The organism is Bradyrhizobium retamae (genome assembly GCF_001440415.1).
Classification (GTDB): domain Bacteria; phylum Pseudomonadota; class Alphaproteobacteria; order Rhizobiales; family Xanthobacteraceae; genus Bradyrhizobium; species Bradyrhizobium retamae.
On sequence record NZ_LLYA01000214.1, the window covers coordinates 149,073 to 161,981 of the forward strand.

The following is a 12,909-nucleotide window of genomic DNA, read 5'->3' on the forward strand; positions in this document are numbered from 1 at the left end:
AGAGGCGGAACAGATATCCGGACATGGTCACGGCCTTCGCGCGGATGGAAGCAACGACGCAATATAGGGCAATGCGCATGCTATTCCCATTCAATTTCCGAGAATGCTGCGGTTGCGTTGCGGGCGTTGAAGTCGTCGAACAATTCCCACCGGGATCGCTCGGAGCTTGCTGCAGTACCCGCCGCTGCCCCTATCGGTTCGCCGCGGGCGATGAGCCCGCGTACATCCGAGGCCAGCGTTTCGAGATAACGACGTTGGTCGGCGAGGGCGGCCGGCCATCTGCTCACGGGACCGTGACCGGGAACCACGCGCTCGGCAGGCAAGGTGGCGAGCTCGCCGATGACGGACAGCCAGCCGCGGATGCTGCCGTCCAGCACCGGCGTGTGGGCCAAGAACACGAGGTCGCCCGCGAACAGGGTTCCGGTCTTGTCATCTAGCACCGTGAGATCGCAATCGCTGTGCGCGGCAGGCCACGCCCGCAGGACGAGGTTTCGCCCGCCGAGATCGAGCTGGAACGTGCCGCTGACGAGCAGCGTCGGCGGCACGATGCGTATTTCGTCGATCAATTGATCACCCATCGTGCGGCGAAATGCGTCGAGATAGAATTGACCGCGCGCCGCCAGCGCGCGGGGCAGGTTCGCGTGGCCGACAAACGTCGTTCCCTCCTGCAGGAAAGCGCCGTTACCGAAGATGTGGTCGGGGTGGCCGTGCGTATTGATGACGTAGCGGATCGGCTTGTCGGTCCGGGCGCGAATGGCTGCCAGCAATTGCCGTCCCTCGCGAAGGCTGCCGCCCGTATCGATGACGGCGACCGCGTCCTCGCCGATGATGAAACCGACATTGGCGATCGCGCCTGCGTTCTCGCGCGTCATCTGCGCGGTTTGTCCGTTGTGTACGAATACGCCATCCGCAATGGAGTTGACGGGCAGCTCCTGTTGCTGCGCGAAAGAAGCTGTGATCGTCGCGATCATCGCGAGCGCGGCAAGGATCCATGCGGGATAAGCCATAATTCGGCCTTCGTCTCTCCACGAAGCGCAGCCGGCAGTTCAACGTTGCATCGCGGCTGCGTTTGCGTCGCAGCACGGGCGGCGAGTTCGCCGGGATTATTCCTGTTGCGCGCCCCAATTGACAAGCATAGCATTTTGCTTGTCTGCGGCTTCAACGGAACTTCATTCGTCGAGGTTGCCGATATCTTTTGCGAGTTGGCAACAATAGCGAGCCGGAAGTGCTGCAGCTTTCGATGACATGTGCCAGACAGAAGCGCTGGCTGGCGATTTCAACCTTGGTGATGCTCGCGGCGTTTTTCGGGCGCGATGTTGCGCGCGCGCAGATCAAGGAAGGCGGCGATCTGTCGATTGAGCTCGTCGATCCCAAGGTGCTGCGCGTCTGTGCCGATCCGCACAATTTGCCGTTTTCGAACGACAAGGGCGAGGGATTCGAGAACAAGCTCGCCGAACTGTTCGCCGAGAAGCTGCACAAGAAACTGGACTACATGTACTTCCCCCAGGCGACGGGCTTCGTCCGGATGACGCTTGGCGCCCATCGTTGCGATGTCATCATGGGTTTCCCACAGGGAGATGACGTGGTCCAGGGCACCAATCCGTATTACCGCACCGCCTACGCGCTGGTCGTCAAGAAGGGCAGCGGCCTCGATGAAGTGACCACGCTGGAAGACGAGCGTCTCAAGGGCAAGCATATTGGCATCGTGGCCGGAACACCGCCTGCCACGAATATGGCGGTCAACGGCCTGATGGCGAATGCCAAACCGTATCAGTTGATGGTCGATACCCGCTTGGATTCATCTGCAGAGGCCATGATAGCCGACCTGACGTCCGGTAAGATCGACGCCGGGATTCTCTGGGGGCCGATGGCGGGCTACTATGCGAAGAAGGCGGACCCGCCGCTCCACGTCACGCCCCTCGTGAAGGAAAAGTCAGGCCCTCGATTGGCGTACCGTATCGGCATGGGAGTACGTGCCGCCGACCAGAACTGGAAGCGGCAGCTCAATGGCCTGATCCAGGAGAACCAGCCGGCCGTCAACAAGATACTGCTGGACTTCGGCGTTCCCTTGCTCGACGAGAATGACCGGCCGATCGGTGCGGGGACGGCAACCAAAGCCCCATGAGAGAAGCGCTCGCAGGCCTGATCCTTGCGACATTCCCATTCATCGTCTCGACCTTCGCGCAGGAGAGGCCTCCCGAGCCCGACGGGTATCGCATGGAAGATTACCGTGCGCCGGTTCCCGCGACCCTTGCCGGTGTACGCGTGCTGACCACCGCAGAGGCCGAGGCGATCTGGCGCGCCAAGGCCGGCGCATTCATCGATGTGATGCCTCGCGTGCCGAAGCCGCAAAATCTTCCCGAAGGCACCATCTGGCGCGATCAGCCGCGGGTCAACATTCCCGGCAGCGTGTGGCTGCCGGACACCGGCTACGGAAAGCTCGCGGCCGCAACGGAAGCCTATCTGCGGCGCGGGCTTGTCCGCGCGACGGCAGGCAACAATGCTGCACTGGTGGTGGTCTACTGTCTTGCCGATTGCTGGATGTCCTGGAACGCGGCCAAGCGCATCCTCACCTGGCTATTCCAACGTGGCGTGGTATCCGGACGGGACCGACGGCTGGGAGCGGGCCGGTCTGGCGCTGGCAGAGTCGCAACCGGAGCCGCGAACGCGCGAGGAGACCGCATCGCCGCGTTAGCGACTATTCGATCTCCTGCTGAATCGTTCGTGCGAGGGCAAACAGCCGCTGGTCGATCGTCGTCGGCACCTCGCAGACGAACTTGATGACGTTCCGCCGGTCTTCGAAGATGCGCGTTTGCCAGACGAGTTGATTGCTGAGCTCGTCGATCTTCGCCTGGTTGGGTGGGGTTTCGCCTTGCAGCGCCTGCAAGGCCAGCGTGTCCGTGCGGATTTTATCTGCCGCTTCGCGCTGTTTGCGGGTGACGCGCTCCAAACCGTTCATAACCTGGGAGCGTTGGGCATTGAGAGATTCGAACAGGCCGGCAAACAGCAGTTTCCCGCTAGCGGTCTTGTCGGCTGCACTGTTCAGATACTCCGTGATTGCCTTTTGCGCCTCCTCGAGCGGGGTCCGCCTTGCCGCGAGCTTCGCGACCAGCGCGCTGACCTTGGCATCGTCCTTCCACTTGCCGGAGACGTCGTCGAGTGGCGGGCCTGCCCACACCGCGGCGACGGATATCTCGGGTACCTTGGCCTGCGTGCACGGCCAGTCCGGATAGCGCGGATCGGCGGCGTGGCCGTGCCCGCTCATGGCCGCAACGGCAAGGAATACGGAGATCGCGATCGGGCATTTCATGTCTCGCCTCCGGCCGGACCCCGGCGGATCAGGCCACGCGATGGATCGTAGGCGAGGATGGCGCCGATCATGAAGGCGATCGTGCAGCCTCCGACGACCGCAAGCGCGATCCAATTCATTTGCCCATACAGCGCAAAACGTATCAACTCCACCGCATGCGTGAACGGATTGAACAGGCAGACATAGTAGAGCATCGGGCTGCTCTCCAGGATGCGCCATAGCGGATAAAGCGCCGAGGAAGCAAAGAACATCGGAAAGATGACAAAGTTCATCACGCCCGCAAAGTTCTCGAGCTGTTTGATGCCGGACGAGATCAGCATGCCCAACGCGCCGAGCATCAGGCCTGAGAGGACCAGCGCCGGCAGCACCGTAAGATAGCCGGTCGGGGGCGCTGCGATATCCCAGAACCAGGCGATCAGCAGGAAGGCATAGACCTGAAGCAGCGAGACGGCGGTTCCCGCCAGAAGCTTACAGGACAAGAGGAACCATCGCGGCAGCGGGCTCACCAGCAAGGTCCGCATGTTGCCCATTTCTCGGTCGTAAACCATGGAGAGCGAGGACTGCATGCCGTTGAAGAGCTGGATCATCGCCATCAGCCCGGGCGCGATATAGACCTCGTAAAGAATGTAGGTCTCATATGGGGGGATGATGGAGAGGCCGAGCACCTGACGGAAGCCGGCGGCGAAGATGAACAGCCACACCAGGGGCCGCACCAGCGCCGAGATGAAGCGTTCGCGCTGGTGCAGGAAGCGAAGCGCCTCGCGCCACACGATGCCGTTCAGGCAGGTGAGATATTCGGCCAGCGAGAAGCCACGCTGGATTGGCGTCATGGCTGCCGATGTCATGACGTTGAACTCCCGCTCTGAGCGGTGGAGCCGGTCAACCGCATGAACGCCGTGTTGATGTCGCTACCGCCGGCATCCGCGATCACCCGCGCCACCTTGCCTTGGGCCAATACGCGGCCCTGATGCAGCACGACGAGATCGTCGTTCGAACCGATCTCATCGAACAAATGCGTCGCCCACAGCACGCTTATTCCCTGTTCGGCAACGAGCTGCCGAACGTGGTTGAGGATGTCGGCGCGCGCCTTGACGTCGAGGCCGACGGTTGCCTCGTCAAGCAGGAGCAGGCGCGGGCGATGTAACAGCGCCCGCGCGATTTCCAATCGTCGCATCTGGCCGCCGGAGAGATCGCGCACCTTGCTGCCGGCGCGGTCGGCTAGGCCGATGCGCGCCAGCACCTCAGCGCTGCGCGCGCGGGCATCGCGTCTGCCGATGCCGTGCAAGGCGGCGTGATAAAGCAGATTCTGCGTCACCGAGAGGTCGAGATCGAGCGTGCGGGGCTGAAACACCACGCCGAGCAGCCGCAAGGCTTCGCCGGGCGCCTGCGCGACGTCATGGCCGAAAATCCCGATACGTCCGTGCTGGATTCCGAACAGCCGTGTGACCAGCGAGAACAGGGTGCTCTTGCCGGCGCCGTTCAGGCCGAGCAACGCGGTGAAACTTGCCGGGGCGACGGAAAAGGCGATGTCGATCAGCGCGCGCCGGGTGCCATAGGCATGGCTGACGCCTTCGATCGACAGCGCAGGCGTCGCCACGGCATCGGACTGGGGATGGAAACCTTGCGTGCTCTGACCGGCGGAAAAGGCGTCAGTGGCCGTCATGGTTGTGCAATCGTCATACCCCAGGGCAGTTCGCCGACCTGGATCGTCTTGATGACCTTTTGCGCGGCGACATCGATCACCGAGACGTCGTTCGATACGCCATTGGTGGTCAGCAGATATTTCTCGTCGGGCGTGAATGCCATGTGCCAGACACGCTGGCCCACCAGCAGATACTTGGTGACCTTGTGGCTAACGGCATCGACGACGGCGACGCGATTGGCCGGGCCGAGTGCGACGAAAGCGGTCTTGCCGTCCTTGGTCATGCCGATGCCGACCGGCTGGATGGCTTCGCTTCGCAGGCCGGGAATTTCGAATGAAATCTTCTTCGTCACCTCCCGCTTGGCCGGGTCGATCACTGAAACAGTACCGCCGATCTCCGACGACACCCACACCTCGGAATTGTCACGTTTGAACTCGGCGTAGCGCGGGCGCGCATCGACCAGAACGTTGGCGACGATCTCGCGCGTCGTGGTGTCGATGAAATGCGCCATGTTGGTCGTCTCGGACGTATTGATCAGGATTTTGCCGTCCGGGCTGATCGCCATGCCCTCCGGCTCTACGCCGACCTGGATCTCGCCGAGACGGGCGCGCTTCTCGACGTCGATGATGGTCACCGTATTGTCGTTCTCATTGGCGACATAGAGAATCTTGCCGTCGGCATCGAGGGCGAACAGCTCGGGGTCCGGGCCGGAGGGCAGGGAATCGACGACCTCCTGCTTCGCAACGTCGATGACTTGAATGCTGTCGTCGTCGCCGACCGCGACGAATACGAATTTGCCGTCCCTGGTGAATTCGATGCCGCGTGGCCGCTGGCCGACCTTGATGGTCTTGGTGACGGTCCAACTGTTCGTATCGATTACCGATACGGTGTTGCTCTTCTCGTTGGACACATAGGCGATGAAGGCCGATGCGGGCGTCGCCGCCGCGAGCCAGACAGCCATTCCGGAAAACAGGCAATAACGCCAGATGCGCAATCCATCCTCCTTCAATTCAACTTGCATTTGGTTTCCGGTCGATCAGCGCCAAGCGTGTCGAGCTCCGATACCTGGTGCAGGAATCCCTCTTGCGGCGAAACCGAGACCACCATGCGTCCGTCGACCAAAAGGATCGGCTGGCGAAGCTGCAAATTCCAGTCCCGCAGCGTCAACCGCCGACCTTTGAACGCAGCAACGGAAAAGTCCTTGCCTTTAAGAAAATCCGACACGGCCTTTGGGTCGCCGGACTTTGTGCGCGACGCAGCTTCACCGATCATGCGTGCCGCCGTCCAGGCCTGCATGTCCAATGCGCTCATGTGTCGCGAGTTCAGTTTGGCAAATCGGTTCTGAATCTGGATAGCGCCCCACTGATCTTGCGCGGCGTGCCAACTGGTCGGAATGAGCCCCGCCGAGCCGGCAACCGGGCGCGGATCCCAGGTGCGGTAGGGCAGGTAGGACGCGAACACCTCGCTTTCGTCGGCTGCCACGAGGACGTCATAGGCCGGTGCTTGCTGGGTGAATACCGGAATTTGCCGCTGGATCAGGGTGACGCCACTGTCTGTGTGGCGCGCGCCCCCGGTATCTTCAAAGGTTCGCTCCTGAACGATCTTGGCGCCAAAACGCTTGGCCGCGCGCCGCAGTGCGTCGGCGTAGAGCTTGTCCTGATCATGCGAGCCGACCACGAGCAACCAGCGCTTCCATTGCTTCCACACCAGATATTGCGCGAGCGCATCCGCAAGCATCGAGCGCGTCGGCGCGACGTGGATCACGTTGGCGCGGCAATCCTGCTCGCGCAGGCGATCGTCGATTGCTCCGGCGTTCAATAGCAACGTCCCACGCTCGCGAAGCGCATTGGCGACCTTCAGCAGGTCGTCTGCCGGAAGGTCGGCAATGATGAAGCCGGCGCGCTCGGCAAGCGCCGCCGCCGCCTTCGCGACGTCCTCCTCATCCTTGAGCCGAACCTCTTCCAGCGTGAAGCGCTGATTGAGGAACTTGCCCGTGGTGTTGTTGTCCTCGATGGCGAGGCGTGCGCCGGCAAGCCCGTCGTTCTCCGCTGGCAGTTCGACGAGGGACAATTTCGCCTTGATGCCGGCGCGGCCAAGATAGCCGACGCCGATCTCGATAGGGGCGGCAGCGAGCACGGAGGTAGCTGCAATGCTCAAGCCGATCGCAGCGACCAAGCATCGGATCATGGCTTCTCCCTGGCAGGTCTTCTCGACTTGATATGGAAGACCTTTGGCTCGAACCATGACCGAATTGTCTTGGCTTGCAACTCAATTCTGTTGCGCGCCGGCTTCGCGACGTGTCAGCCCTTCAGGCGCGCGGCGTGCCAACGCAGATGATCAGCCATGAACGTCGAGATGAAGTAGTAGCTGTGGTCATAGCCGGGCTGCCGGCGCAAGGTAAGGGGGATCTTGGCTCTCTCGCAGGTTCCTTGCAGCAGTTCCGGGCGGAGCTGTTCGGTCAGAAACTGGTCGGCATCGCCATAGTCGACCAGCAGATCGGGTAATCTGGCGCCGTCCTCGATCAGGGCTACCGCGTCGTGCTTGCGCCATGCTTGCCGGTCGCTGCCGAGATAGCCGCCGAGCGCCTTGATGCCCCATGGCACCTGCGAGGGAGCGACAATCGGCGCAAAGGCGCTGGCAGCGCGGTAGCGGCCGGGATGGCGCAGCGCGACCGTCAGCGCGCCGTGGCCGCCCATGGAATGGCCAAGAATGGATTGCCGGGTTGCATCAACAGGGAAGTTTTCGGCGACCAGTTTTGGCAGTTCCTCCGTGACATAGCTCCACATGCGGTAATTGCGGGCGAACGGCTCCTGCGTCGCATTGACATAGAAGCCGGCGCCAAGCCCGAAATCGTAGGCATTGGCGGGATCGCCCGGCACCCCTTCGCCGCGCGGACTGGTGTCGGGCGCAACGAAGATCAGGCCGAGTTCGGCGCAGGCGCTGCGGAATTCGCCCTTTTCCGTCACGTTGGCGTGGGTGCAGGTCAGGCCTGAGAGATACCATACCACCGGCAGCCTGGTGCCGGCGGCGTGCGGGGGCACATACACCGAGAACGTCATGTCGGTCCGCGTTTCGCTGCTAGCGTGCCGGTAGACGCCTTGCGTTCCGCCATATGACTTGTTCAGTGAAACTGTCTGCATACTCATGGCCTTGCTACTCCGGCACCGTGCGGCACGCTTATGCCAATGCCACTTTCGATTGCCAGCCGGACCAGTTCGGCGGAAGTTCGCACGCCGAGCTTTTGGCGCATGATCGAGGACGTATTGGCAACGGTTTTGTACGAGGAATGAACCAGCCATGCGATCTCGGAAAGACTCTTGCCCGCGCTGAGCAGGCGCAGGATCTCCATCTCCCGCGAAGTCAGTTTTGCAAGCGGGCTGCGAGCGAAAACGGGTCCGGCGAATGCGATGCTTCGCGCAATTGCGGAGGGCAGATAGACCCCGCCCTTGCCCACTTCACGGATGGCCTCGACCAAATCCTGCGGATCGCCTGTCTTCGCGACGTAGCCCTTGGCGCCGATTTCGATGGCGCGCGCGGCGAAGACGGGATCGTCGTTCATGCTGAACATGATGATTCGTGCCGATCCAGTGCGCGCAAGAATGCGCCGCGCCAATTCAAACCCCGAGACGGTCGGAAGGTTGATATCGATCACGCAGATGTCGGGGCGCTCAGTGATGAATACGCGTTCGCCGCTCTCCGCGTCGGCGGCCTCCAGCAGCACGACCTCCGGTTCGTCGGCAAACACAGTGCGGCAGCCCGAAGCCACGATGGGATGATCGTCGACGATCAGTACTCGCATGGCATCGATCCCCGATAGCTGCTTCGCTCGCGTTGCTGCATCGCGTCAAGCTGCATCGACATCGGCGCGAGCCGGTCATGCAACGCCGACACGATTGCTGTAGGCTTCAATCTGATCGTCGGTTTTTCGACTGTCAACGGTCCTCTCGACGAGGAACTGATTGCGACGCGATTGGGGCAAACCTCATGTGGCAGAAATTATCGTTGCGTGGGCGGATCAATTTGCTGCTGGCGCTAGGGCTCACGCTCGGTTTGGCCATCAATATCACGCGGTTGGTGGTGGAGGCCGCGCCCCGTGTCCGGGCCGAGGATCAAAGTGTCATCCGGCTGGCGCGCGAATTCGTGGAGACGATCGTTCCCAGCCTGAACGAGGCGACAGATCCGGAGGCGCGGCTGAACCAGATCGTCCACGACCTCAGCAGGCTCCGGCACGTCAGTATCACGCGGCAGGGCGATGCAACCGTGGCCGAGCGCTCGGGCGATGGCGGCGACGAACGATCGCCGCCGGCCTGGTTTATCGCGCTCGTGCATCCCGAAACGACCACTGTAAGCGTACCGATCACGATCCACGGAAAGCCGCAGTCGCTCCTGATCACCTCGCATCCGAACGACGAAATGGCCGAAATCTGGGACGGAATCGTCACCCAGCTAGCGGTTAGTTCCGCCCTCGCCATCGCGCTCTTTCTGGTGACGATAGTCGTGGTTGGCCGCGCACTGGCGCCGCTGCAGGCGCTTTCGCAGACCATGGCAAACATCGAGGCCGGGCACTATGGATCACGCGTCGAGCCCGGCGGCACGCCTGAATTGGCGGCGATCTGTGCCAAGCTGAACCACCTCGCGGGCGCCCTTGGCGAAGCTGTCGAGGACAAGCGGCGGCTCGCCGAGCGCACGGTCTCGCTGCAGGATATGGAGCGCAAGGAGATTGCGCGCGAGCTGCATGATGAGTTTGGGCCCTATCTCTTTACGCTGCGTGCTCACGCCGGCGCCCTGATGCGGCTAGCGGAGGACGGGCGCGCGCCGAGCGCGGATGCGTTACGCAAGCATGGCACCGCAATCATGGAGCAGATCAACGCACTCCAGCAATTCAATCGCAGGATACTGGAAAAGCTGAGGCCCGTTGGGCTTGCAGAGCTTGGACTGCGCGAGGCGCTCGGTGTGCTCTTGCGTTTGTGGCGTGAATCCCGTCCCGATGTAACCATCGACGCGAACATTGCGGACGCGCCGGACGAGACTGGAGAAGTCACGGACTTGACGGTTTACCGCATCGTCCAGGAAGCCCTGACGAATGCCTTCCGCCACGCCGACGCGACCGCCGTCAGCGTCACGGTGGAACAGGCTGCAGGAATGCATGGAAGTCGCGCCTGCGCCTTGGTGCGCGTCAGCGACAACGGCCGCGGCTTGGCGCCGGATCACAAGCTCGGTTTCGGCTTGATCGGCATGCGCGAGAGAATACTGGCGCTGGGCGGGACACTGAATGTGGTCTCCGGCAATGGGGGCCTCACGGTAGAGGCGGTCGTTCCCCACGGGGCGCACTGAGGCGGCGAAGCGATGGGCGGGAATTTTTCCCGGTTTCTTCGGGAAGGAGGACATTTAGGAAGCCCGACCTTTTGCGGCTAGCGCGTGCCGATGTCTTCTCACTAGTATCATCTGCATCGAACCGGCATTGCCAATGCGCCGGAATGTAGTGGGGTGGGGACATGGGCGTACGCGTACTGGTGATCGGGACAATCTCACTGTGCCTGGTTCCCCGGATCGACCGTGCCGAGGCCCAAACCGTATCTGGCGAGAGCGAGGTCTTGCCCGCCATCGAGGTAGTCGCCCCGCCGACGACATCAGCACGACCGGCAGCCAGACCAACCCGCGGCAGTGCGGCACCTCGAGCTACCCGAAATGTGCGCAGGGTTTTTATCTACCCGACCGCGCCCACGCCGATGGCCGGCTTGGGAACGGATGTCGACAAGGTGCCGGCAGCGATCAACGCCGTAGGCGCCGGGCAAATCGCGCGCACCGACTCGCTGAACATCGCGGATGCGTTACAGCAACGGGTGCCGGGTATCATTACCAGTGATACGACCGGAAATCCATTTATGCCTGACGTACAATTTCGAGGTTTCGTGGCATCTCCGGTCTCCGGTACGCCTCAGGGGCTTGCGGTTTACCAGAACGGGATGCGCATCAATGAAGCGTTCGGCGACACAGTCCATTGGGATTTGATCCCGACCGCCGCAATCCGATCGGTCACCGTCGTAACCAACAACCCCGCATTCGGCCTCAACGCGCTTGGCGGAGCCGTCAACGTACTGATGAAGGATGGCTTCAATTATCAAGGCGCTGAAATCAATACAATGGGTGGATCTTTCGGACGGATCCAGAGCTCGGCACAGTATGGCAAGCAGATCGACAATTTTTCCGTCTATGGCGCGCTCGAAGGCGTGCGTGACAATGGCTATCGCAACTTTTCGGAGTCGGCGATTCGCCGGTTTTACGGCGACGTCGGATACCGGACCGACAGCAGCGAGTTTCACCTCAACGTGGGCGTCGCCAAGAACAATTTCGGCGCGGCGGCGGCTGTTCCGGTCGAACTGCTCCAGAGATATTGGGGGGCGACCTATACGACGCCGCAAGCCCACGACAACCGCGTTGCCTACGCCAATCTGACCGGAAAGGTCGAGGTGACGCCGACCTGGACGATCGAAGGCTCGGCGCGCGTCCGGGCATTCCGGCAGAAGACGGTGGACGGAAACCCGACCGAGACGGAGCCGTGTGCCGCCGATCCGGGGCTGCTTTGCTTCAACGACGATGACGTGCCAGCAAATGGCCTTAACGGCGTCCAACTCGCAAATCCGTTCCCTGACACGGCGGTGTTGGGGCAGATCGACCGGACAACAACCCGTTCGACGACGACTGGCGCGACCCTTCAGGCAACCAACACCGACCAGTTGTTCGGACATAACAACCAGTTCATGATTGGCGCCAGTTTCGACTCCGGAGTCACCCGCTTCGGCGCCAGCGCGGAACTGGGCACGATCGGCTCAAACTACGTCGTCAGCGGCAGCGGCATATTTCTCGGGCGGTCTGGTGAGCCTGTATCCATAGGCCCGGTCTCGCTTCGCGCCACCAACCGGTACACCGGCCTCTATGCGCTCGACACATTCGACGTGACGGACGCGTTCTCTATCTCGGGCGGCGGCCGGTTCAACTATGCAAACATCGTCCTTCAGGATCAGATTGGCACCGACCTCAACGGCAATCACACGTTCAGTCGCTTCAATCCGATGATCGGCGGCACCTACAAGATCACGCCGGGCTTGACGGCCTACGCGGGATACTCCGAAGCTAATCGCGCGCCGACGCCGTTGGAACTCGCATGCGCCGACCCTGCGCGCCCCTGTATTGCTGCGGCATTCCTGATCGCGGACCCGCCGCTGAAACAGGTCGTCTCCCGCACCATAGAGGCTGGTTTCCGCGGAACGCAGGAGCTGAATATTGGAACGCTCGGGTGGAAAGTCGGCGCGTTCCGCGCGACCAATGCCGATGACATCCTGGCGATCCCGAGCCCGGAGTTGCAGGGATTTGGATATTTCCAGAACGTAGGCCGGACGCGGCGCCAGGGCATCGAGGCCCAGGTCAGTCTGACGTCGAAGACGCTGCAACTTTATGCCAGCTATGCCCTCGTGGATGCGCGCTTCCTCGACCCTCTGACGCTCACCTCCAACAGCCCGTTCGCCGATGCTGACGGGAATATTCAGGTTCTGCCGGGCAATCGCATTCCGGCGATACCCCGCAACCGGGTCAAGGTTGGCATCGACTATTCGGTCACGGACGCCTTCAAGGTCGGTGGCGATGCATTGTTCGTCGGCAGCCAGTATTTTGTCGGCGATGAATCCAATCAGGCAGCGCGGCTGCCAGGGTATTCCGTTTTCAACGTGCACGCCTCGTATCAGATCAACAAGACGTTCCAGCTCTATGCCCGCGTCGACAACATCTTGGACCACCGCTATGCGGTTTACGGGACGTTCTTCGAAAAAGATGACATCCCCAACTTCGCCAATGGTGGTGCGGACTTTATCGACGCCCGCTCGGTCAGTCCGGCGCGGCCGCGCGCCTTTTACGCGGGCCTGAAGGCAACTTTCTAGAGCAGGGGGAGGCGTAAAGGGG

The 12,909-nt window shown here is 61.9% G+C and carries 11 protein-coding genes and 1 pseudogene; 4 read left to right on the forward strand and 8 right to left on the reverse strand.

Annotation, left to right across the window (positions count from 1 at the left end; genetic code table 11):
* Positions 1 to 80: 80 nt before the first annotated feature.
* Positions 81 to 1,007, reverse strand: a complete 927-nt coding sequence (locus CQ13_RS37460; protein WP_057847769.1) for a quinoprotein relay system zinc metallohydrolase 2 — start codon at positions 1,005 to 1,007, stop codon at positions 81 to 83.
* A gap of 281 nt (positions 1,008 to 1,288) precedes the next feature.
* On the opposite strand from CQ13_RS37460, the gene CQ13_RS37465 reads away from it, so the two are divergent.
* Both CQ13_RS37465 and CQ13_RS37470 read left to right on the forward strand, forming a co-directional pair.
* Positions 1,289 to 2,125, forward strand: a complete 837-nt coding sequence (locus tag CQ13_RS37465) for a substrate-binding domain-containing protein (RefSeq protein WP_245309597.1) — start codon at positions 1,289 to 1,291, stop codon at positions 2,123 to 2,125.
* A pseudogene (locus CQ13_RS37470) lies at positions 2,122 to 2,695 on the forward strand (PQQ-dependent catabolism-associated CXXCW motif protein). Before CQ13_RS37465 ends, CQ13_RS37470 begins: the two are co-directional and overlap by 4 nt.
* A gap of 3 nt (positions 2,696 to 2,698) precedes the next feature.
* Here CQ13_RS37470 and CQ13_RS37475 read toward each other — a convergent pair.
* The 7 genes from CQ13_RS37475 to CQ13_RS37505 all read right to left on the reverse strand — a co-directional run bounded on the left by CQ13_RS37475 (position 2,699) and on the right by CQ13_RS37505 (position 8,752).
* Positions 2,699 to 3,265 (reverse strand): hypothetical protein, encoded by a 567-nt coding sequence (locus CQ13_RS37475; RefSeq protein ID WP_057847849.1) that lies wholly within the window; start codon positions 3,263 to 3,265, stop codon positions 2,699 to 2,701.
* Positions 3,266 to 3,306: 41 nt separating this feature from the next.
* Positions 3,307 to 4,155, reverse strand: coding sequence for an ABC transporter permease (locus tag CQ13_RS37480; protein WP_057847771.1), 849 nt, complete (start codon positions 4,153 to 4,155; stop codon positions 3,307 to 3,309).
* Positions 4,152 to 4,973 (reverse strand): ABC transporter ATP-binding protein, encoded by an 822-nt coding sequence (locus tag CQ13_RS37485; RefSeq protein ID WP_082637881.1) that lies wholly within the window; start codon positions 4,971 to 4,973, stop codon positions 4,152 to 4,154. Before CQ13_RS37485 ends, CQ13_RS37480 begins: the two co-directional genes overlap by 4 nt.
* Positions 4,970 to 5,974 (reverse strand): YVTN family beta-propeller repeat protein, encoded by a 1,005-nt coding sequence (locus CQ13_RS37490; RefSeq protein ID WP_057847772.1) that lies wholly within the window; start codon positions 5,972 to 5,974, stop codon positions 4,970 to 4,972. The genes CQ13_RS37485 and CQ13_RS37490 overlap by 4 nt, the downstream gene beginning before the upstream one ends.
* The gene (locus CQ13_RS37495) at positions 5,959 to 7,140 is read right to left on the reverse strand and encodes an ABC transporter substrate-binding protein (RefSeq protein WP_057847851.1); all 1,182 of its coding nucleotides are present in this window, start codon (positions 7,138 to 7,140) and stop codon (positions 5,959 to 5,961) included. The genes CQ13_RS37490 and CQ13_RS37495 overlap by 16 nt, the downstream gene beginning before the upstream one ends.
* Positions 7,141 to 7,253: 113 nt before the next feature.
* Positions 7,254 to 8,099, reverse strand: a complete 846-nt coding sequence (gene fghA, locus CQ13_RS37500) for an S-formylglutathione hydrolase (RefSeq protein WP_057847773.1) — start codon at positions 8,097 to 8,099, stop codon at positions 7,254 to 7,256.
* The gene (locus CQ13_RS37505) at positions 8,096 to 8,752 is read right to left on the reverse strand and encodes a response regulator transcription factor (protein WP_057847774.1); all 657 of its coding nucleotides are present in this window, start codon (positions 8,750 to 8,752) and stop codon (positions 8,096 to 8,098) included. Before CQ13_RS37505 ends, fghA begins: the two co-directional genes overlap by 4 nt.
* A gap of 185 nt (positions 8,753 to 8,937) precedes the next feature.
* Between CQ13_RS37505 and CQ13_RS37510 the strand changes: the two genes are divergently transcribed.
* A complete protein-coding gene (locus CQ13_RS37510; protein ID WP_057847775.1) occupies positions 8,938 to 10,287 on the forward strand; it encodes a histidine kinase in 1,350 nt (449 codons plus the stop codon).
* Positions 10,288 to 10,448: 161 nt separating this feature from the next.
* Complete coding sequence (locus tag CQ13_RS37515) at positions 10,449 to 12,887, forward strand: TonB-dependent receptor (protein ID WP_057847776.1); 2,439 nt, start codon at positions 10,449 to 10,451, stop codon at positions 12,885 to 12,887.
* The last annotated feature ends 22 nt before the right edge of the window (positions 12,888 to 12,909 follow it).

Excerpts from the sequence above, each read along its gene's own strand:
- CQ13_RS37460 (WP_057847769.1), bottom strand. The coding sequence starts at position 1,007 with ATGGCTTATCCCGCATGGATCCTTGCCGCGCTCGCGATGATCGCGACG.
- CQ13_RS37465 (WP_245309597.1), top strand. The coding sequence starts at position 1,289 with ATGCTCGCGGCGTTTTTCGGGCGCGATGTTGCGCGCGCGCAGATCAAG.
- CQ13_RS37475 (WP_057847849.1), bottom strand. The coding sequence starts at position 3,265 with ATGAGCGGGCACGGCCACGCCGCCGATCCGCGCTATCCGGACTGGCCG.
- CQ13_RS37480 (WP_057847771.1), bottom strand. The coding sequence starts at position 4,155 with ATGACATCGGCAGCCATGACGCCAATCCAGCGTGGCTTCTCGCTGGCC.
- CQ13_RS37485 (WP_082637881.1), bottom strand. The coding sequence starts at position 4,973 with ATGACGGCCACTGACGCCTTTTCCGCCGGTCAGAGCACGCAAGGTTTC.
- CQ13_RS37490 (WP_057847772.1), bottom strand. The coding sequence starts at position 5,974 with ATGCAAGTTGAATTGAAGGAGGATGGATTGCGCATCTGGCGTTATTGC.
- CQ13_RS37495 (WP_057847851.1), bottom strand. The coding sequence starts at position 7,140 with ATGATCCGATGCTTGGTCGCTGCGATCGGCTTGAGCATTGCAGCTACC.
- fghA (WP_057847773.1), bottom strand. The coding sequence starts at position 8,099 with ATGAGTATGCAGACAGTTTCACTGAACAAGTCATATGGCGGAACGCAA.
- CQ13_RS37505 (WP_057847774.1), bottom strand. The coding sequence starts at position 8,752 with ATGCGAGTACTGATCGTCGACGATCATCCCATCGTGGCTTCGGGCTGC.
- CQ13_RS37510 (WP_057847775.1), top strand. The coding sequence starts at position 8,938 with ATGTGGCAGAAATTATCGTTGCGTGGGCGGATCAATTTGCTGCTGGCG.
- CQ13_RS37515 (WP_057847776.1), top strand. The coding sequence starts at position 10,449 with ATGGGCGTACGCGTACTGGTGATCGGGACAATCTCACTGTGCCTGGTT.